Source organism: Novosphingobium indicum (assembly GCF_014645195.1).
GTDB lineage: Bacteria > Pseudomonadota > Alphaproteobacteria > Sphingomonadales > Sphingomonadaceae > Novosphingobium > Novosphingobium indicum.
This window is the reverse complement of record NZ_BMLK01000002.1, coordinates 208695-226784: the sequence shown is the minus strand read 5'-3', so window position 1 is coordinate 226784 and position 18090 is coordinate 208695. Positions and strand designations below refer to the sequence as shown.

Below are 18090 nucleotides of genomic sequence, written 5' to 3'. Positions count from 1 at the left end.
AGAACGGAGAGAGGGAGATGAAGTTGAGACGCGTTCTGCTAATGGCCGCAACGGTAATGGCGGCCAGTGCCGCGCAGGCGGACACCCTCGTCGACGTTGCTCGCGAGCGGCTCAACGACGATGTCCCCATTCCCATGTTCAAGGTCGATACGAGCTGGCCGAAACTGCCGGATGACCTGATTCTAGGCCAGGTTCCCGGCCTCTCGGTCGACCGGAATGACAACATCTGGATCCTGACGCGCCCGAATTCTCTCGACGCGACGGAAACCGGGCTCGATAGCGATCCGCCTATCGCCGTGGGATGCTGCAAGGCTCCGCTCCACGTGATGCAGTTCGATCAGGAAGGAAACCTGCTGCGCAACTGGGGCGGCCCGGACATCGCCCCGGGCGAAAGCACCGTGACCGGCAAGGGCCCCGAGGCTGTCGAGACCGGAAACGAGCAATGGCCGGCCAATGTGCACGGGTTGTTTGTCGACGACGCCATGACCGTGTGGCTGGGCGGTAACGGCAATGGCGACCATGTCGTGCTCAACTTCACCATGGACGGTAAGTTCATCCGGCAGATCGGACGCCGGCAATCGACGGACGGTAATGGCTCACTAGAGTTTCTCGGCAATCCGGCCGATATCGCCAGCAACGGCGAAAGCGTGCTGGTGGCCGATGGCTATATCAACAAGCGGATCGTCGAGTTTGACGAGGGCGACCTCGCGTTCAAACAGATGTGGGGGGCCTATGGCGGGGCGCCCGATGGCGGCACTCGCGACGAGCCGTTCGATCAGAGCCAAGCGACCAGCACTGGCGATGGCGGCGCGAACCCTGAGTCCAGGAGCTTCGGCGACATCGTCCACTGCGTGGTGCGCGGACCCGAAAATACCGTCTATGTCTGCGACCGCCGCAACAACCGCCTGCAACTGTTCCGCGAGACTCCTTCCGGGATCGCGTTCATCAAGGACATCGTCATCGCGCCGGAAACCGGCGGCACCCGCACGGCAAGCGACGTGGCCTTCAGCCCGGACGGGACCTATGTCTACGTCGCCGACATGATGAACGGTCGGGTGTGGATCCTGCTGCGCGAAACACACCAGATCCTGGGGTCATTCGGCCGCAACGGGCGGTACCCGGGACAGTTTATCTGGCTGCACAGCGTCGACGTCGACAGCGCAGGCAATGTCTACACGACGGAAGTCAATACCGGCCGGCGCGTGCAACGGTTCGTCTTCACCGGGCTGGCAGAATAGCAGCTTAGCCGAGCCTGCGCCGCCCACATCGCCGAAGCCACCAGACCAACGACCATCGGCACGACGAAGGCCACGGACGGCACCATCGCCAAGTTGACGACGGCGGGCCCGGGGGCAGATTCCGGCAAGTCCCCATCCCACGCCGAACAGGAGCGATCCGGCCACGAGCCGGCGCGAAGAGCTCAGCATGCTTCCGCTGCCGCAGTCGGGCAACCTCAATCATATCCGCTACAACGCTGCCGTCGATTTCGAGATTTCCGATGCGGATATGGAAGCCCTGAATAACGTCGATCGCATCAGGGACTACGGCGATGCGCGTGTCTTTCCGGTCCACGCCGGATAATCGGACAACTCCTGCCGGTCACCCACGGGCTGGCAGGGGACGTCTGACAAGCGATGTGTTCACCACACACACCTGACCGGACGCCTCCTGCCTCGCAAACTGGATTTACCTGGCCTTGGCAATCTGAGACTTGGTCAGGTTGGACGTAACCTTGCCGTCCACCAGCGACAGCGTCGAAGCCGGAACGGTAACGAGACGGCCGTTCAGAATGAGCTGCGGATCGCCGTCCGAGGTCACGCTGTAGATCGGGGCGACGCGGTGGCCGGTCGAGCTGTAGAGCATCATGCCACTGTTGAGCTGCACGGGTGCGGCCGCGTCTTCGGTGACTTCACGCACCGACTGCGTCGTTTCTGCGTTTACCGAAGCAGGCATCAAAGCAAGAGCGGCAACCGCCGCGAGAACGGTTCCAGAACCAAACTTTTTCATTTCGAACTCTCCATGGGTAGGTATCAAACCGATCCTTATCGTCGGACCTGATGCGCTACTAACCTAGGTTAGTAGGTAATGCCAATTGCAATTACCGCACTTGCAGCATTTTCAGACAAGTCTTCGACGACGAATTGAAAGAAGCATCGGACAGATCAACCAGGAATCGAAAGCGTCGTGCACAGGAAACCACGCCGCGAGCGCTTCGGAAATCGATCAATACTTTTGTAAAATCAGGATTATTTCATCGTAGCGCATCGAAACTCATCGTCGTGACGGCACCCTCGAACGAAAACTCGCTCTTCGATGCAGGATTGAACGCGGTGGCACCAGATATCTCGCCAGCGCAAAAGATCATCGTTGGCGGCACGGCGGTGGGCATTTGACCACAGCCAGGGCCAGCCCTGAGGGCGTTCGCTTCGTCGATGATTGCCATCCCTCTTCCGAATGTATGGAACCGAATGGGAAACCCGCCCCTCCCAAGGGACCTCAGCAGCTATTTTCCGAGCGTTGTCACCCAGGTGCGCATGTCATCGGCCAAGCGGGCCAGTTGCTGTTCGTCCTCGAACACGGAATGGCCTGCAGGATAGGCCTTTGACGTTCGGCTGTCCGGGCCAATGCCTGCATGATCGAGAGCGAACTGACCGGCGGCGACAGGCGTGGTGATGTCGTAATACCCGCCTACCGTCATAACGGTGCCGGCCTATCAGTGGCAGGCAGTTTCAGCCGAAAGCCCATGCCGGAATTAACCGGCAAAGCCTGCCCGGCCCTTTTCTCTACCGTTCTCTTGGAACGTCCGCTTGCCCGTGCAGGCGATACGCGCGCGTTCAGAACCCTAACTGATTGCATCAGGCAAGAGTTACGCGCATCATCGATGTGAACCGCGGCACGGAAATACGCGGCAACGATAGAACAGGCACGCGGAATGACCGCGGCCACAAGAATACTACGGAGAGGAACCCCATGCTCAAGTCAGCCGATACGGGCCTGCGCCCCGTTCCGTTTCCAATAGACGATCCGGAACGCATTCCCGCCCAGCGCTACTTCAACGACGCGTTCTATCAGGCCGAACTCGAACACCTCTGGCCGCATGTATGGCAGATGGCCTGCCGTCTGGAGCAAATCCCCGAAGTGGGAGACTGGATCGAATACGATAACGTCGGCAAGTCCGTGCTGGTCGTGCGTACCGAACAGGGGGTGAAGGCATGGCACAATGCCTGCCGTCACCGCGGGGTGCCGATTGCCGGGGGCACAACGGTCGACTGCTCGCATGCAACCGCGCACGGCAACTGCGCTGCACAAGGTTTCATCTGCCCGTTCCACGGCTGGCGATGGAACATGAATGGCGAGAATACCCGCGTCTACGGCAAGCACCTGTTTTCCGAACGTCAACTTGGCGAGGACGATCTCGACCTCATCCCCTGCCGGGTCGAGACGTTCGGCGGATGCGCCTGGATCAACCTCGACGACGACGCGCCGTCGCTGCGCGAATGCCTGGGCCCGCTTGCCGAGCGGCTCGACGCGCACAATATCGACCGCCTGCATGCCGAATGGCACTTCGGCACCGTCCTGCCCGCGAACTGGAAGACGGCAATGGAGGCCTTCATGGAAGGCTACCATGTCGCGCAGACGCATCCGCAGCTGCACCATGTTCTGAAGGACATCAATCACGACAGCTACGAGGCCGTCGGTGGCCCTTCCGGCGCGACCGAAGACAACATGCGCAAGGGCGCCAAACAGGGCGTCACGACGCGCCAGGCGATCGAGGCCCAGTTCGAGCACCTGCGCGTGCTCAACGAAGGCATGGCCGGCATGATCCACGCCAAGGAACTGGAAATCGCCGGGCAGCTTGTGAACGTCGAACTGCCGGACGATCCCGCAGAGGCAGTGCCGGTCTGGTACGGCATCGTCATGAAACACGTCACCGAGCAGCTCAAGGCGCGGGGCGAGCCCATTCCGGACCTGCTGGAAGTGGCGCAAACTGCCCCCCTGCGTGCCGTGGAGTTCCTGTTCCCCCACTACTTCCTGCTGCCGATCTTCACCAGCATGGCCGCCTACCGGATCCGTCCGCTCGGCCCGGAGAAGTGCTTCTTCGAAATCTGGTCGCTGACGATGTTTCCCGAAGGGGAGGAACCCGAACCGATCATGCAGCCCACGGTGTTGCCGTTCGACAGCCCGGAGTTCCCGCCCATCCCCCGGCAGGACTATTCGAATATCCCGATCCAGCAGAAAGGCCTGCACGCCGCGGGCTTCGAGTTCATGCGCCTTTCGAAGGACATCGAAGGGCTCGTCAGCAACTATCAGCAGTTGATCGACGGTTACCTTGCCGGCTTTCCGCAAGACCGCCTCGCCCATGCGAACCATCACTTGGCCGGCAATTTCGACGGACATATCCGGAATATGTGGGAAGGCTAGGCCGCTTCCCGCCCCGATAGTTGCATTTTCCAGCAATGCAGGTTCGCAGAACGCAAGCCGAAGCGTGTTGCAGAATATAGTTAGCACGCTAACTAATGACTCATGCCTGATCGTGAGTCGCTTACTGCCGCGCTGCCCGCGCACATCCTTTCCCTTGCCCGTTCCTGGCGGCAATTGGCCGACAAGGTTCTCGCGTCGTTGAAAATTTCCAACTCGAACGGTTACGCACTGCTGCATCTCGAGCGCATGGGGCAAGGCGTACGGCAGTCCGATCTGGCCAGGGAGATCGGCATTACCGAGGCCTCGCTGGTCCGCACGCTGCAACACCTCGAACGAGTCGATCTGGTTCGCCGCGACGCCGATCCCGAGGACGGGCGTGCCAAGACACTACATCTCACCGAGGAAGGCTCGCGGCTTGCGCGGCTGATCGACGGCCGCCTGATCGAGCTGCGCAAGGAACTGCTGCATGATGTCAGCGACGAAGACCTGCACACGACGCTGCGCGTGCTCGAAACCGTCGCCACCCGCATTGCCGACAGGCGTGCCCGCTGATGACACAGCGCTGGGGCATCAATGCTGCCGTGTTCAGTCTCAAGTGCTACGCGGCGGCCATGCTGGCGACCTTCGTCGCCTTTTCCATCGGGCTTGAACGGCCCTATTGGGCCTTCCTGACCGCCTACATCGTTTCGGGGCCACTGGCTGGCGCCGTCGTTTCGCGTGCTCTCTTCCGCTTGATAGGGACCTCGGTGGGCGCGGCGTTCGCAGTCCTTGTCGTGCCGCTCTTCGTGCAGCAGCCGGTGCTGCTGGTAACCGCCATGGCGAGCTGGCTGGGCCTGTGCGTCTTCCTGTCGCTGCTCGACCGCAAGCCCACTTCGTACATGTTCGTTCTTGCCGGCTATACGGCGGGCCTGATCGTCTGGCCCATCGTCGACGCGCCGGGGCACATCTTCGACGTCGCAGCGCTGCGGGCACAGGAAATCGCAATCGGCATCCTGTGCTCATCGCTGGTCCACGGCGTGGTGCTTCCCAATTCGGTAACCCGGTTCCTGCGCGCCCGCACCCGCACGGTGGTGCGCGATGCCGAAGTCTGGAGCCGCGATACACTCGACATCGCGCCCAATCACGAGGTCGACCGGGAGCGGCGCCGTCTGGCTCAGGACATCACCGAGTTGCACCAGCTGTCGACCCACCTGCCCTTCGAAACCAGCGGGCCGGCCCCGCGGATCCGCGTCGTGCGCGCCATCGAGGAGAAGCTGGCGGAAATCATGCCGCTGGGAGCCGCCGTTGCGGACCGCATCGCTGCCCTCCGCGCGCAAGGCGGATTGCCACCGGACACCGTCGACCTGCTCCGCGACACCAACCATTGGCTTGACGGCCTCGGGGAAGACCTCGGTGAATTGGAGCAATCAGGTGACGCGCTCAAGGCGCGGTGCGTTGAACTCGAACCCGAGGTTGGCGCAGATACCGGCTGGACCGACCTGCTCCGGATGAGCCTGCTCGCACGGCTGGCCATCCTGATCGACGCCCACATCAATTGCCGGCTGCTTCAGGCGCAGCTGGAATCTCCCGATCGCCGCCCCGTATCGCCCAGAGTGCCTGCAATTCTCGACACCGTCGGAGACCGGCCCTTGCATCGCGATGTCGGCGGGGCCCTGCGTGCCGCCGTGGGCGCAGCGCTGACCCTGATCATCGGCAGCACCTTGTGGTTCTACAGCGGATGGCCCGATGGCGGGACCTTCGTCATGCTCTCGTCGATCTTTCCGGCGCTTTTCGCGGCCATGGACAATTCGCTCCCTCCGGTCGTCGGCTTCTTCAAGGGCACGGCAATCGCCATCGTTCTTGGCAGCCTCTACGGTTTCGCCATCCTGCCCATGCTCGACGGTTTTCCCGAGATGGCCGTTGCCCTCGCCCCGGCGCTGCTGGTTCTGGGCGCGCTGTTCAGCAACCCGCGCTACAGGGGCATCGCCCTCCCCGCTCTGCTGGGCGTCGGCAGCCCCTTCATTATCGCAGAGACGTACGGCGTGGACCTCGGACCCGGCGTTCCGGCCAATTTCGCCACATTCCTCAACAGCCAGATCGCTACGCTGAGCGCGATTCTCTTTGCCGGCGCCATGATCCGGATCATCCAGACGGCGGGGATCGACCACGCCATTGCCCGAACCCTGCGGGCGGGCTGGCAGGACATCGCCGAACGCAGCAACCGCTGGGCCGCCCCGGACGTGTCCGCCTGGGTTTCGCGCATGCTGGATCGGCAGGCTCTGCTGGCCCCGCGTCTTGCTGCAAGCGGCAAACTGCCGGGCGAACCACTTTACGACGTGCTGCGCGACCTCCGCACCGGCTTGGCCATCAGTGAACTGCGCCAGTTACGCCGGTACATCGATCCTCCGGCCCAAGCCCCCGTTACCGAGGTGCTGACAGGAGTCGGCGAATACTACCGCCGCATGGTTCCCCACGAACCGCCTGCGGAGGATCCCGAACTGCTTGGCCGCATCGACCACGCTCTGCGCAGCTTCGGTAGCGCCGCCCAAACGGCAATGCGCCGGCAAGCCGTGCTGCCGCTCGTCACCCTGCGCCGCAGCCTTTTTGCCGATGCCCCGCCCTTTGTCAGCGACGCACAACTTCGGGAGGGAGCGTCATGAACGGAGAACTTGCGGTTCACGGCGTCTTCGTACCCACGTTGCTCGTCTTCGGCATCATTGCCTCGCTCTGCACGTTGGCGCTCATGCGTGTGGCCGACCGGTTCGGCTTCTACCGCTTCGTCACCTATCGCGCGCTCGTCGACCTGGCTCTCTACGTCATCGTCTTCGGCGCTGTCGCTTTCCTCGCCCCCCAATTCGGTTTCGCCCCATGAAGAACGTCCTGACCAATCTCGGCCGCAGCGCCGCCACCATCGCCATTGTCCTGATCGCCATCGCCATAGGCGTGTGGATGTGGAACCACTACGAACGCAGTCCCTGGACCCGCGATGGCAGGGTCCGGGCGGACGTCGTTCGCGTCACACCGGACATCTCCGGCCTCGTCACCTCGGTAGAGGTCCACGACAACCAGACGGTAAAAGCCGGCGACCTCCTCTTCGTGCTCGACCGGCCGCGCTACACGCTGGCGGTGGAACAGGCCCGCGCCGGTGTCGCCAGCGCCGAGGCCACGCTGCGTCAGGCCCGCCGCGAGGCCAACCGCGACCGGGCGCTGGGCGATCTGGTGGCTACCGAGACCCACGAACAGAACGTCGCGCGCGTCGCGACGGCGCAGGCAGCCCTTGCCGAAGCGCGCAGCACGCTCGACGGGGCGCTGCTCAATCTCAAGCGCACGCAGGTCCACGCCTCGGTCGATGGCACCGTGACCAACCTCGATCTGCACCCCGGCGACTATCTGGCTGCGGGCAATCAGGCGATGGCGCTGGTCGATGCCGCATCGCTGCGCGTGGAGGGCTATTTCGAGGAAACCAAGCTGCCGCTGATCCGCATCGGCGCCCCGGTGACGGTCAAGCTGATGGGCGAGGATAAACCGCTGCATGGCCGTGTGGAAAGCATTGCCGCCGGCATCAGCGAGGATTCGCGCGGGATGTCGGGCAACCTGCTCCCCGACGTTCAGGCCACCTTCTCTTGGGTCCGTCTTGCGCAGCGTATTCCGGTGCGCGTGAAGCTGACCGACGTGCCCGCCGACGTCCGCCTTATCCTCGGGCGCACCGCCACGGTCACCGTCGAGCCCGAGCAGGAGCCGAAGCCGCAAGGAAAGGCAGCCTGATGCGCACCGGAAACATTCTCTCTTCCGCAGCGCTGGCGTTGGCGCTGGTTCTCGCAGGGTGCGCCACGGCCGGTCCGGATTATGCGCCGCCGCAGAATGCCGCAGCGAATGCGCCATCCGCCCAAGGCGCGTTTCTTTCCGCGCAAGGTCCCGCCTTCGAAAGTGCGCCTTTACCCGATCATTGGTGGCACCTCTTCGAAGATCCCCGGCTGGACCAGTTGGTCGAACAGGCGCTGACCGCCAATGCCGACTTGCGCGAGGCAGATGCCAACCTGCGCCGCGCCGATGCTCTGGTGCGCGAAGCCGCAGGCCAACGCGCCCTTTCCACCACGGCCAGCGCAAACGCAGGTCTCGAACGCGACTATTCTCCGGTCTCGGCGCGCACCAACATGCCGGGCGTGGGCACCTATGCCCTGGGTCTTTCCCTGTCCTATCCGCTGGACCTCAACGGCAAGTTGCGCCGCGCCATCGAGGCGAGCGAGGCCGACCGCGATGAGGTGCAAGCTGCCCGCGACGCTGTCCGGATCAGCGTGGCCGCCGCGACCACGCGGGCCTATGCCGAGGTCTGCGCAGCGAACTACCAGATCGCCACGGTCCGGCAGGTCGTGACGCTGCAGCAGAAAACGCTCGATGCCACCGAGCGCCTCCAGAAAGGCGGGCGCGGGACTGCGTTCGATGTCAGTCGCGCCCGTACGGCCGTGGAAACGAGCAAGGCCAGCCTGCCGGAACTCGTCGCGGCACGGCGCAACGCGCTCTATCTGCTTTCGACACTGCTGGGCCGACCGCCCGCGGACTATCCACGCGATGTCGAAGACTGCGCCACCCTGCCCCGCCTGACGCTCCCGATGCCGGTGGGGGACGGTGCCGCGCTGATCCGGCGGCGTCCGGATATTCGTCAGGCCGAACGCACCATTGCAGCTGACACCGCGCGCATCGGTGTCGCCACCGCCGATCTCTATCCGCAAGTCAGCATCGGCGGAGGGCTGATCAGCAGCGGCAAGCTCTCCGGCATCGGCTCTTCGCACAGTTTCGGGTTCAGCCTCGGCCCTTTGTTGAGCTGGAGCTTCCCGAACCGTCCCTTCGTCAAGGCGCGGATCGACGCAGCCGATGCTCAAGTCGAAGCCGACATTGCCCGTTTCGACAGCGTGGTCCTCGATGCCCTGCGCGGAACGGAAACCGCACTGGAAACCTACGCCCGCGGCCGCGACCGTGCACAGGCGCTGGACCGGGCAGCGGCAAGCGCGCAACTCTCGGCGGATCAGGCGGGCAAGCTATTCCGTTTCGGGCGAAGCGACTTTCTCTCGCTGCTGAGCGCACAAGGCGCCCTAGCCTCTGCGCGGGTCAATCAGGCACAGGCCGAAGCCGCGCTGGTCGATCGGCAGATCGCCGTTTTCCTGGCGCTTGGTGGAGGCTGGCAGCAAGCACCGGCGAACGGTGCTTCATAGTAAGCACCCCTCTTTCCAACCCAATGGAATTCCGCCAGAAACAAGCGATGCTGCGCACTCTCTATCCCCCCATCGAACCTTACGCGACTGGCACACTCGACACCGGTGACGGCCATTCCATCTACTACGAGCGCTGCGGAACACCGGGTGCCAAGCCCGCCGTTTTCCTGCACGGCGGGCCGGGCGGCGGTATTTCGCCTGCGCATCGTTCATTGTTCGATCCGAAACTCTACGATGTAATGCTGTTCGACCAGCGGGGATGCGGCAAATCGACGCCCCATGCCGGGCTCGAAGCCAACACGACATGGCATCTGGTTGAGGACATCGAGCGGTTGCGCGCCCTTGCCGGTGCCGAGCAATGGCTGGTCTTCGGCGGTTCCTGGGGCTCGACGCTCGCACTCGCCTATGCGCAGATGCATCCTGAGCGGGTCAGTGAACTGGTGCTGCGCGGCATCTACATGTGCTCCAAGCCGGAACTCGACTGGTTCTACCAGTTCGGCGTCTCGCAGATGTTCCCGGACAAGTACGAGCGCTTCGTAGCGCCGATCCCCGAGGCCGAGCGCGGCGACATGCTCCACGCCTACCACCGGCGCCTCACGACCGGCTCCACGGAAGACCAGATCGCCGCGGCTCGCGCCTGGAGCCTGTTCGAAGGCGAAACGATCACGCTGCTTCCGGATGCCGCGATGTCGGCGCAGCACGACGACGGCCACTTCGCCCTCGCCTTTGCCCGGCTCGAAACCCATTATTTCGTCAACGACTGCTGGCTGGAACCCGGACAGCTCCTGCGCGATGCCGGGAAGCTGCAAGGGATACCGGGAACGATCATCCACGGGCGCTACGACATGCTCTGCCCCGCGCACTATGCATGGGCACTGCACAAGGCCTGGCCTGAAGCCGACTTCCATCTGATCGAGGGCGCCGGGCATGCCTACTCCGAACCTGGCATACTCGATCAACTGATCCGTGCGACCGATGGCTACGCCAACAAGGGCTGAGATCACCAAATGGAACTCTGCCAAAAAAAGCCCGGACTTCCCTGAAGGAAGCCCGGGCCAAGAGGGTGGACGTTCACCGGTTCGGTCGGTCCGGTATCACTTTGCAGAGGCAGGCCCGAGCCGGTCGTTGGCCCGCTTCACGACATAACTGCGAACGGCCTTAACGCCCTCGGCGTCGAGTTGTTTCAAAAAATTCGGCATGCCGCTCTGCGCTTCGCTCGCCGTCGTCGCAATCCGGACCAACGCTGCATTCAATCTCGCGAAGCTGCGTTTTTCGAGCCAGCCAGCAGCAGTTCCAGATCCTTCAGCGCCGCCGACGCGGTTGCCATCGGCTCCGGGCCGCCGCCCATCGTCAGTATCTCGCCCATGCAGTCGGTCTGAACCCGCATGGCCTTGGTCTTGCCCGCGATGTGCGCGAAAGGATCGTCCAGCGGATAGGTGCGCACCGCTACCGAGGCCATGGGCTTGCCCCCCTGCAGATCGAGCCGTCCGACCAGGCGCGGGACTACACCTTTGTTCCGCCAGTCTTCGACATCATGCAGCGTCACATGGCCGATGCCCGACACGGTCACATCGTCCATGCGCAGATCGAGACCGAGGCCGAAGTTGGCGAGAATGAGCAGCTTGCAGGCCGTATCCCACCCTTCGATATCGCGGCTGGGCTCGCGCTCCGCAAAGCCGCCGGCTTGCGCCTCGCCCAGCGCGTCGGCGAATTCCACACGTCGCGCCATCATGGCATTAAGCAGGTAGTTGGTGGTCGCGTTGAGCACGCCTTCGAGACTCAGGACACGGCACCCCAGCAAGCCGGTTTCGAGCACGTCGATGGTCGGCAGCGCAGCCGCCGTGGCGCCGCTGATCCTGATCCTCGCGCCGGTCGATGCGGCAAGTTCACGCAACCGCGCGCCGGAGTGGACCAGGGCCCCTTTCGAAACGACCACGGCATCGCAGCCCTCGGCGAGCAGAGTTTCGAGATAGGACAGCCCCGGACCGCCCGTTGCGAAATCGCTCGGGCCGGTTTCGATCAGGACATCGGGCTTCGCGTCAGCCAGAAAGGATGCGCCGGTGGCGCCGGGGACCATCGCGGCAAAATCGGTCGCTGCGATCCCGTCGTCATTGCGGATGCCCGCCCTGGAATTGCACAAGGCCACAAGGCGGACATCGGCGTCGTAGAGTTGCCGATACCGCCCTCTCCGCTCCAGCAGCATCGCCGCGATCTGCCGGCCGACATTGCCGAAGCCGGAAATCGTTACTCTGACTTGCCGCAAGTTTCAGTATCCTGCTTCCACAGCGATACGAATGGCCTCGGCCAGGGTGCGAACGCCGAGCGCGCGCAATAGCGCCGCCCGGTGCATCTTGACCGTCCTTTCGGTGACGCCGAGCTCGTAGGCGATCTGCTTGTTGAGCTGCCCCTTCGCCAGTGCTTCGAGAATCTGCCGCTGGCGCTTGCTCAGCGATTCAACCTGCTGGCGTGCAATCTCGTGTCGGCTGGCGCCCTGATCGTCGATCGCCATCTGGGAACCGAGGAAATAGCGCAGATCGCCGTCATCATCGAACAGCGGCGCAATCATCACCGCATTGCGGAACGGCGTCCCGTCCTTTCGATAGTTCATCAGCTCGACGATCACGGGCCGCACTTCCTTCACCGCCTCACGCAACATAAGTGTCTGTTCCGGCTCGGTAAGATCTCCGCGCAGAAACCGGCAATTGCGGCCGACGACCTCGTCACGAGAATATCCGGTAAGCGCGACGAAGGCATCGTTGCAGGCAACGATGGGGTTATCCGGCTGAAGCGGATCGCTGATCACGGCTGCGACATTGCTGCTCGCGATCAAGCCTTCGGGGGTCATCTCCACAAGCTATCGGCCTCTTGGAACTTCACGTTCGGCCATATCGCAGAGCCGCGCCGCAAAGGCTAGATCTAGACACGTCGATCGCCGGTCCAACAGCAAACTCCCTCCCTGACTCCCGGCGATCGACACCGAAGCTGAAGCAAGGGACTATCATGAATGTCATGCAGGGCCATGTGCTGGCCGAACGCGAATGCGAAAGCGACGAGGCCCCGGTACCAGCCGAAGTGCAGGACGCCATCCGTACTCTGCTGCGCTGGGCCGGAGACGATCCGCATCGCGAGGGCCTGGTCGATACTCCCTCAAGAGTAGGCCGGGCATGGCGCGAATACTGCGCCGGGTACGAGGAAGATCCCACCGTCCATCTACATCGCACTTTCGAGGAAGTCGCCGGCTATGACGAAGTGGTCCTGCTCCGTGACATCCCCTTTCAGTCACATTGCGAACATCATCTCGCTCCGATCGTCGGCACGGCATCGGTGGCCTATCTCCCAACCGACCGGGTGGTGGGCATCTCCAAGCTGGCCAGAGTGGTGCACGGCTATGCCCGCCGCCTGCAGATCCAGGAACGCCTGACCGCCGAGATCGCCAGCTGCATCTGGGACGGCTTGAACCCGCAAGGCGTGGCTGTCGTTATCAAGGCAACACACGGCTGCATGACCGGGCGCGGCGTGCGGACGCATGGTGTCGACATGGTCACCAGCAAGATGCTCGGCTGCTTCCGCGACAATCCCAGCAGTCGCCGCGAAGTTCTGTCCCTCATCAACAACGACTGAGGCAGGAGCTGACAATTGTGCGGGTAGCGATTGTGGGTGCCGGGATAGCCGGCCTTGCCTGTGCCGAACGCCTGGCCGATTACCAGATCGACGCGGTTCTCTTCGACAAGGGCAAGCGTCCGGGCGGCCGGCTTTCCAGCCTCTCCATCGAAGAAGGTGCATGGGATTTCGGCGCGCCTTATCTTGTCGCGCGCGACCCGCTGTTCAGCGCCAAAGCGGCCCGGTGGACTCGCGAAGGCGTTCTGGCGCGATGGTGGTCCGGTCCTGCCGGGGCCATGGTCGGCACGCCCAGCATGGGCGCGCTGGTTGGCGCAATGTGCGACAATCTGGATGTCCGTTTCCGCACCCATGTCAATCGCACGTTTCGGGACGATACCGGCTGGCATGTCGCCGGAGACGGGTTCCAAGAAGGTCCGTTCTATGCCGTATTGATGGCGACCCCTGCCGAGCAAGCCGCGGCGCTGCTCTCCTTGCACGATCTGGCGATGGCGAGCGAAGCCGCATCGGTGCGGTCGGTCGCCTGCTGGACAGTCATGGCAAGCTTTGCCGAGCCCCTCGATATCGAAACCACCTTTCTCAGCGACTCGCCGCCGCTCAGCTGGGCTGCGCGCGACAATACCAAACCCGACCGGCCCGACAGAGAATGCTGGGTCATCCAGGCAGACGCAGCGTGGTCGCGCCCGAACCTTGAGCGCGACGCAAAAGATGTCGCAAACGACCTTCTGGAAGCCTTTCGCCAGCAAACGAACGCCGATCTGCCGCCAACAACATTCCTGAAGGCCCATCGCTGGCGCTATGCGCGCCCTCGCGGCGAACAGGACCTGCTTTTATGGAACGAAGAACGCCGGCTTGGTGCATGCGGCGACTGGTGCCGCGCTCCAACGATAGAGGGTGCCTGGCTATCGGGTAACGCATTGGCGGAAACGGTCGCAAGGTCCCTTTCCGGCAATATCGGCGACCTGCCGTGCGAAGCGGTCAACTCAGCCCAAGCAGCAGAGTAGACGCGCCCAGCCCCGACGCCATTACCCAGCGCAGTTTGAGCCAGGCCGGATCGAATGTGAACCGGCGGGACAATTCCCGGTCGACCAAAGGACTTGCTCCCAGCAGGAGAGCGAGAAATACCAGCGCAGGTGCCGGCCATGTCCACCCCAGGCACCACGGAAGCACAGCCGCCCAGCCCGCCAGACTGGGGATGACCGCAACGACATAGGGGCTCCAGTCCGAGACCTTGTGCTGCAACGCCAGCATCCACCACATGCCGCCCAGAAACGACAGGATCAGGCTCGCGTAGAAGCATCCGGCCGCAAGCGCGATCCAGCGCCAGTCATGCGAGAAAAGGGCCACGGCAAGGCAGAAGACCTGTGGAGCGATACCGGCAAGGCCGAGAACCACCACCGGCCGGGGGAGGGAAGAAACCGTCATGCAGCGACCATGGCGCAAATTCGGCCAGGTACAACATGCCCCTTGGGCCATTCCTCCCAGCCGCTACACTCAGGTCGCTGCGGCCCCCCGCAACTGCGACGCAAGCCATGTCGAGGCATCATCGATCGCCTGCACCGCCAGCCCCGATATCTCGGCCGCCTCCAGGAAGCTGTGCGTCGCGCCTTCGTAGATGCGACATGCGACCGGATTGCCGGCGGCTTGCAGCCGACTGGCCATTTCCTCGTTTTCATCGAGCAGGATGTCGCACTGCGCCACACAGAGCCATGCCGGACAGAGCCCCTGCAGATCGGCACCGAGCGGCTCTAACAGCGGATCGTCGGACGGGCCTTCCCCCAGATAGGTCTCCCAGAAGGCGTCCATTTCTGGACCGGTGAGCATGTACCGGTCGCCGTCGCCATAGCGGTCGTAGCTCGGATGGGCGCTCCGATCGAACGCCCCGTAGTTCAGCAGGAGCGCGCGCGGCATGGGAAGGCCTGCGTCGCGCCTGCGGATAGCACTGGCAAGCGACAGATTGGCTCCGGCACTGTCTCCGCCGATGGCATAGCGGCTCGGATCGAGGCCATGCGATGCCCCTTCGGCACGCAGCCAATCGAGCACGCCGGCCACATCGTTCAGAGGTGCCGGGAAGCGATGCTCGGGAGCCAGCCGGTAGTCGACGCCCAATACGGCGACACCTGCCCGCGCCGCATATTCGCGCATCAGCCGGTCGTGAGTGTCGATACTGAAAAGCGTCCAGCCCCCACCGTGCATATAGATCAGGACCGGAAGCGTTTCGGCTTCGACAGGACGGTGGATACGCACGCGGACAGCAGGATCACCGATGTACAGCTCCTCGCTCGAATGCATCGCCGGGCCGCCCGTGCACCATGGCTTGCGCTGCTCTTCGGCAATCGCGCGACGCTCGTGGAGGGGCGTGTCCGGCCCTGCTCCCAGCGCGGCCGACGCAGCAAACATCTGCGTGAGCCACGCACGGATTTCAGGATCGACGTCATCGTCCGGAAAAGGAGACTGGGACATTGGAAACTTCCTTGCCGCCCTCTTCTACCCGAATGCAGGCGAAGACGGAAAAAGCGAGACCGGCACGAAGGCCGGCCTCGCCAGTCAGAATGGAACGATAATTAGAAATCGGCGGAGATCGACGCCTTGAAGGTGCGCGGCTGCCCCTGCAGCAACGCCGCCGAGAAGTCGTCGTAAGCAGAAGCCCAATAGCGCTTGTCCGCGATGTTATCGACGTTGAAGCGGAACGTGACCGGGACATCGCCGGCAGCAAGGACATAGCGCGCACCGGCGTTGAACACCGTCCAACTCGGCAAACGAAGCGTGTTCGCCACATCGACCCACTGCTTGCCGGTATGCGTCACACGGCCGGTCAGCGTGAAGCCCGGCACGAAGGGCACGTCCCACTCGACATTGGCGTTGGCCGTCCAGTCGGGCACGCCCTTGGCTTCGGAACCCGCATTGGGATCAGTCGACGCCAGAAGCTTGGCCTTGGTCACCGATGCGCCGGAGATCAGGCGCAGGCCGGGTAGCACTTCGCCGTTCAGCGTGAATTCGACGCCGCGGTTCCGCTGTGTGCCGTTGATGGCGTAGATCAGCGTGCTGTTGTCGATGTAGCCATAGGGCTTCTCGATCTGGTACCAGGCAAGGCTGGCGAACATCGGGCCGACCTTGACCTTGCCGCCGACCTCGTACTGGGTCGAAACATAAGGCGGAAATACCTCGTCGAAGTTCGCCGCACCAAAGCCCGCACTCGGGCCTTGCTGCAGCGCCTCGATCCGGTTGGCGTAGAGCGATAGCCCTTCCACCGGCTTGACCACCACGCCGACAACCGGGGTCACCGCGTCATCGTCGTACACCGATGCCAGCAATCCGCCGTCGTAGTTGCCGTAAGCCTTGACCTTGATCGTCTGCAGACGGAGCCCGCCCGTCACCAGGATCCTGTCATCCCAGAACCCGATGGTGTCCGAGGCGAAGGCCGACCAGAGGCGCGTACGCGAGATCGGATAGGGATCGTCGAGATCGCCGCCGACAAGTGTCGAACTGGGAATGTCCACCTGCGGCGTATCGTAAAGGTTCGTTGGGAAGCCGGCAAAATTCGGCCCGTAGAGGAAGTCAAAAGCGTTGCGGTTCACCTGCCAGCTGGCATTGGCACCGATCACGAATTCCTGCGTAATGGCGCTGCCGACCTTGGCCCGCGCGCCAATCTCGACCGCTTCGTTGTTGTCCGTGCGCGGCACGTAGAGCGCATTGCCCGAACCATCGCCGGTCGCCGCATCGAAAAGGTTGAAGCCGCCATAGATGCCGTCCTCCGACCCGTCGCGGGCACCCGCCTTGAACCACATCGTGGCGTTGTCGGCGAAATCATATTCAAGATTGAACACGCCGAAGACATCGCGCAGCTTGGAGTAGGTGTATTCCTGCGAATAGTTGTCGCTGGCGCCCGGAACACGCGGCACCACCGGCGTGTAGATCGTGACCTTGGGCCGCAAATCGTCGACGCGCACCTTCTGGTAGGCCATGTCGAGGCTCATGCGCACCGGACCGCTAGACCAGTCGAGACCGACGCCGAGAACCTGCGTCATGCGCTTTTCCCGGTCGATGCCGGTCTGGCCATCCTGATAGTTGCCGTTGATGCGGATGCCGAAGTCACCGAACCGGCGCGACACGTCGAAGCTGCCGCCGAAGTGCGAGTCCGAAGTATAGCCCAGCGTCACCCGGTTGAGGTCCCTCTGCCCCGCATGCTTGAGCAGCAGATTGACACTGCCGCCGAGGCCCGAACCGCCGGGAGCGGCACCGTTGAGGAAAGCCGAGGACCCGTTGAGGACCTGAACCTGCTCGAACAGCTCCGGGGCAATAAGCTGGCGCGGCGTGATGCCGTACAGGCCGTTGAGGCCGATGTCGTCTCCGTAGAGCTGGAAGCCTCGAATGACAAAAGTCTCCGCTGCGTTGCCGAAACCGTAAGTCGTGCGGATGGTCGGGTCGTTTTCCAGCACTTCACCCAGCGATCTGGGCTGCTGGTTGAGGATCAACGTCTCATCGAAGCTGCGGACGTTGAAAGGCAGGTCTTCGGCCGGCTTGTTGCCAAGTACGCCTGCCGAACCTCCATTCTCGACGTGGGTCGCGTTCACCTGCTGCGCGGTGACGACGATTTCCTTCGCATCCTGCGCGAACGCCGGCGTGGCGAGTGTCGCCATGGCTACGGCAAGGGCCAGTCGGCTGCCCCCTGCAGCTCCCGGATGAATGCGCTTGGAACTGGTCGACATGGTTCGATCCCTCACTGTGATGCAACCCCGCTGTTGCAGAATGCTGGTGCCAATCCTCTTCCCTAGGACTTCCAGTACGCCCGACACTGATTCAACACTAGTCCGCACAAAACATCCAAGTTGTGACGGTTCAGGGGACCAATCCGATTTCT

19 protein-coding genes and 1 pseudogene are annotated in these 18090 nt (G+C 63.2%); 11 read left to right on the top strand and 9 right to left on the bottom strand.

Annotation, left to right across the window (positions count from 1 at the left end; genetic code table 11):
* Positions 1-17: 17 nt before the first annotated feature.
* Positions 18-1238, top strand: a complete 1221-nt coding sequence (locus IEX64_RS02845) for an NHL repeat-containing protein (RefSeq protein WP_188818049.1) — start codon at positions 18-20, stop codon at positions 1236-1238.
* 126 nt (positions 1239-1364) lie between these two features.
* On the opposite strand, the pseudogene IEX64_RS24680 reads toward IEX64_RS02845, so the two are convergent.
* A pseudogene (locus IEX64_RS24680) lies at positions 1365-1427 on the bottom strand (hypothetical protein); the annotation flags it as partial.
* Here IEX64_RS24680 and IEX64_RS02840 point away from each other — a divergent pair.
* Positions 1426-1581 (top strand): hypothetical protein, encoded by a 156-nt coding sequence (locus IEX64_RS02840; RefSeq protein ID WP_188818047.1) that lies wholly within the window; start codon positions 1426-1428, stop codon positions 1579-1581. The pseudogene IEX64_RS24680 and the gene IEX64_RS02840 overlap by 2 nt on opposite strands.
* Positions 1582-1686: 105 nt before the next feature.
* Here IEX64_RS02840 and IEX64_RS02835 read toward each other — a convergent pair whose 3' ends face one another.
* From IEX64_RS02835 to IEX64_RS02825, 3 genes are all read right to left on the bottom strand, one after another.
* A complete protein-coding gene (locus tag IEX64_RS02835) occupies positions 1687-2007 on the bottom strand; it encodes a hypothetical protein (protein ID WP_188818044.1) in 321 nt (106 codons plus the stop codon).
* A gap of 244 nt (positions 2008-2251) precedes the next feature.
* Positions 2252-2443: a hypothetical protein gene (locus tag IEX64_RS02830; RefSeq protein ID WP_188818042.1), complete on the bottom strand. Its 192-nt coding sequence runs from the start codon at positions 2441-2443 to the stop codon at positions 2252-2254.
* A gap of 60 nt (positions 2444-2503) precedes the next feature.
* Positions 2504-2698, bottom strand: coding sequence for a hypothetical protein (locus IEX64_RS02825; RefSeq protein WP_229710031.1), 195 nt, complete (start codon positions 2696-2698; stop codon positions 2504-2506).
* Positions 2699-2970: 272 nt separating this feature from the next.
* Between IEX64_RS02825 and IEX64_RS02820 the strand changes: the two genes are divergently transcribed.
* The 7 genes from IEX64_RS02820 (at position 2971) to pip (ending at position 10609) form a co-directional block, all read left to right on the top strand.
* Positions 2971-4422, top strand: coding sequence for an aromatic ring-hydroxylating oxygenase subunit alpha (locus tag IEX64_RS02820; protein WP_188818040.1), 1452 nt, complete (start codon positions 2971-2973; stop codon positions 4420-4422).
* A gap of 102 nt (positions 4423-4524) precedes the next feature.
* Positions 4525-4974 carry a MarR family winged helix-turn-helix transcriptional regulator gene (locus tag IEX64_RS02815; RefSeq protein WP_188818038.1) on the top strand — a complete coding sequence of 150 codons (450 nt, stop codon included), beginning with the start codon at positions 4525-4527 and terminating at the stop codon, positions 4972-4974.
* Positions 4974-7061, top strand: coding sequence for an FUSC family protein (locus IEX64_RS02810; protein ID WP_188818036.1), 2088 nt, complete (start codon positions 4974-4976; stop codon positions 7059-7061). Before IEX64_RS02815 ends, IEX64_RS02810 begins: the two co-directional genes overlap by 1 nt.
* Positions 7058-7273, top strand: coding sequence for a DUF1656 domain-containing protein (locus tag IEX64_RS02805; RefSeq protein WP_188818034.1), 216 nt, complete (start codon positions 7058-7060; stop codon positions 7271-7273). Before IEX64_RS02810 ends, IEX64_RS02805 begins: the two co-directional genes overlap by 4 nt.
* Entirely contained in the window at positions 7270-8166 is an 897-nt protein-coding gene (locus tag IEX64_RS02800) for an efflux RND transporter periplasmic adaptor subunit (RefSeq protein ID WP_188818032.1), read from the top strand. The genes IEX64_RS02805 and IEX64_RS02800 overlap by 4 nt, the downstream gene beginning before the upstream one ends.
* Positions 8166-9611, top strand: a complete 1446-nt coding sequence (locus IEX64_RS02795) for an efflux transporter outer membrane subunit (protein ID WP_188818030.1) — start codon at positions 8166-8168, stop codon at positions 9609-9611. The genes IEX64_RS02800 and IEX64_RS02795 overlap by 1 nt, the downstream gene beginning before the upstream one ends.
* A gap of 47 nt (positions 9612-9658) precedes the next feature.
* The gene (gene pip, locus IEX64_RS02790; RefSeq protein ID WP_188818027.1) at positions 9659-10609 is read left to right on the top strand and encodes a prolyl aminopeptidase; all 951 of its coding nucleotides are present in this window, start codon (positions 9659-9661) and stop codon (positions 10607-10609) included.
* 251 nt (positions 10610-10860) lie between these two features.
* Here the strand turns inward: pip and IEX64_RS02785 are convergent, their stop codons facing one another.
* Both IEX64_RS02785 and IEX64_RS02780 read right to left on the bottom strand, forming a co-directional pair.
* Positions 10861-11874 (bottom strand): homoserine dehydrogenase, encoded by a 1014-nt coding sequence (locus tag IEX64_RS02785; RefSeq protein ID WP_188818025.1) that lies wholly within the window; start codon positions 11872-11874, stop codon positions 10861-10863.
* A gap of 3 nt (positions 11875-11877) precedes the next feature.
* Positions 11878-12456 carry a LuxR C-terminal-related transcriptional regulator gene (locus IEX64_RS02780; RefSeq protein ID WP_188818236.1) on the bottom strand — a complete coding sequence of 193 codons (579 nt, stop codon included), beginning with the start codon at positions 12454-12456 and terminating at the stop codon, positions 11878-11880.
* Positions 12457-12620: 164 nt separating this feature from the next.
* Between IEX64_RS02780 and folE the strand changes: the two genes are divergently transcribed.
* Both folE and IEX64_RS02770 read left to right on the top strand, forming a co-directional pair.
* The gene (gene folE, locus IEX64_RS02775) at positions 12621-13232 is read left to right on the top strand and encodes a GTP cyclohydrolase I FolE (RefSeq protein WP_229710045.1); all 612 of its coding nucleotides are present in this window, start codon (positions 12621-12623) and stop codon (positions 13230-13232) included.
* Positions 13233-13249: 17 nt separating this feature from the next.
* Positions 13250-14233, top strand: coding sequence for an NAD(P)/FAD-dependent oxidoreductase (locus IEX64_RS02770; protein ID WP_188818021.1), 984 nt, complete (start codon positions 13250-13252; stop codon positions 14231-14233).
* Here IEX64_RS02770 and IEX64_RS02765 read toward each other — a convergent pair.
* The 3 genes from IEX64_RS02765 to IEX64_RS02755 form a co-directional block, all read right to left on the bottom strand.
* Positions 14208-14654, bottom strand: a complete 447-nt coding sequence (locus IEX64_RS02765) for a DUF3429 domain-containing protein (protein ID WP_188818019.1) — start codon at positions 14652-14654, stop codon at positions 14208-14210. The genes IEX64_RS02770 and IEX64_RS02765 overlap by 26 nt on opposite strands.
* Before the next feature lie 69 nt (positions 14655-14723).
* On the bottom strand, positions 14724-15692 hold the full coding sequence (locus IEX64_RS02760; protein ID WP_188818017.1) for an alpha/beta hydrolase: 969 nt from the start codon (positions 15690-15692) through the stop codon (positions 14724-14726).
* A gap of 101 nt (positions 15693-15793) precedes the next feature.
* Entirely contained in the window at positions 15794-17938 is a 2145-nt protein-coding gene (locus IEX64_RS02755) for a TonB-dependent receptor (protein WP_188818015.1), read from the bottom strand.
* Positions 17939-18090 lie beyond the last annotated feature (152 nt).

Coding starts and splice junctions, on each gene's coding strand:
- IEX64_RS02845 (WP_188818049.1), top strand. CDS start 18: ATGAAGTTGAGACGCGTTCTGCTAATGGCCGCAACGGTAATGGCGGCC.
- IEX64_RS02840 (WP_188818047.1), top strand. CDS start 1,426: ATGCTTCCGCTGCCGCAGTCGGGCAACCTCAATCATATCCGCTACAAC.
- IEX64_RS02835 (WP_188818044.1), bottom strand. CDS start 2,007: ATGAAAAAGTTTGGTTCTGGAACCGTTCTCGCGGCGGTTGCCGCTCTT.
- IEX64_RS02830 (WP_188818042.1), bottom strand. CDS start 2,443: ATGGCAATCATCGACGAAGCGAACGCCCTCAGGGCTGGCCCTGGCTGT.
- IEX64_RS02825 (WP_229710031.1), bottom strand. CDS start 2,698: ATGACGGTAGGCGGGTATTACGACATCACCACGCCTGTCGCCGCCGGT.
- IEX64_RS02820 (WP_188818040.1), top strand. CDS start 2,971: ATGCTCAAGTCAGCCGATACGGGCCTGCGCCCCGTTCCGTTTCCAATA.
- IEX64_RS02815 (WP_188818038.1), top strand. CDS start 4,525: ATGCCTGATCGTGAGTCGCTTACTGCCGCGCTGCCCGCGCACATCCTT.
- IEX64_RS02810 (WP_188818036.1), top strand. CDS start 4,974: ATGACACAGCGCTGGGGCATCAATGCTGCCGTGTTCAGTCTCAAGTGC.
- IEX64_RS02805 (WP_188818034.1), top strand. CDS start 7,058: ATGAACGGAGAACTTGCGGTTCACGGCGTCTTCGTACCCACGTTGCTC.
- IEX64_RS02800 (WP_188818032.1), top strand. CDS start 7,270: ATGAAGAACGTCCTGACCAATCTCGGCCGCAGCGCCGCCACCATCGCC.
- IEX64_RS02795 (WP_188818030.1), top strand. CDS start 8,166: ATGCGCACCGGAAACATTCTCTCTTCCGCAGCGCTGGCGTTGGCGCTG.
- pip (WP_188818027.1), top strand. CDS start 9,659: ATGCTGCGCACTCTCTATCCCCCCATCGAACCTTACGCGACTGGCACA.
- IEX64_RS02780 (WP_188818236.1), bottom strand. CDS start 12,456: ATGACCCCCGAAGGCTTGATCGCGAGCAGCAATGTCGCAGCCGTGATC.
- folE (WP_229710045.1), top strand. CDS start 12,621: ATGCAGGGCCATGTGCTGGCCGAACGCGAATGCGAAAGCGACGAGGCC.
- IEX64_RS02765 (WP_188818019.1), bottom strand. CDS start 14,654: ATGACGGTTTCTTCCCTCCCCCGGCCGGTGGTGGTTCTCGGCCTTGCC.
- IEX64_RS02760 (WP_188818017.1), bottom strand. CDS start 15,692: ATGTCCCAGTCTCCTTTTCCGGACGATGACGTCGATCCTGAAATCCGT.
- IEX64_RS02755 (WP_188818015.1), bottom strand. CDS start 17,938: ATGTCGACCAGTTCCAAGCGCATTCATCCGGGAGCTGCAGGGGGCAGC.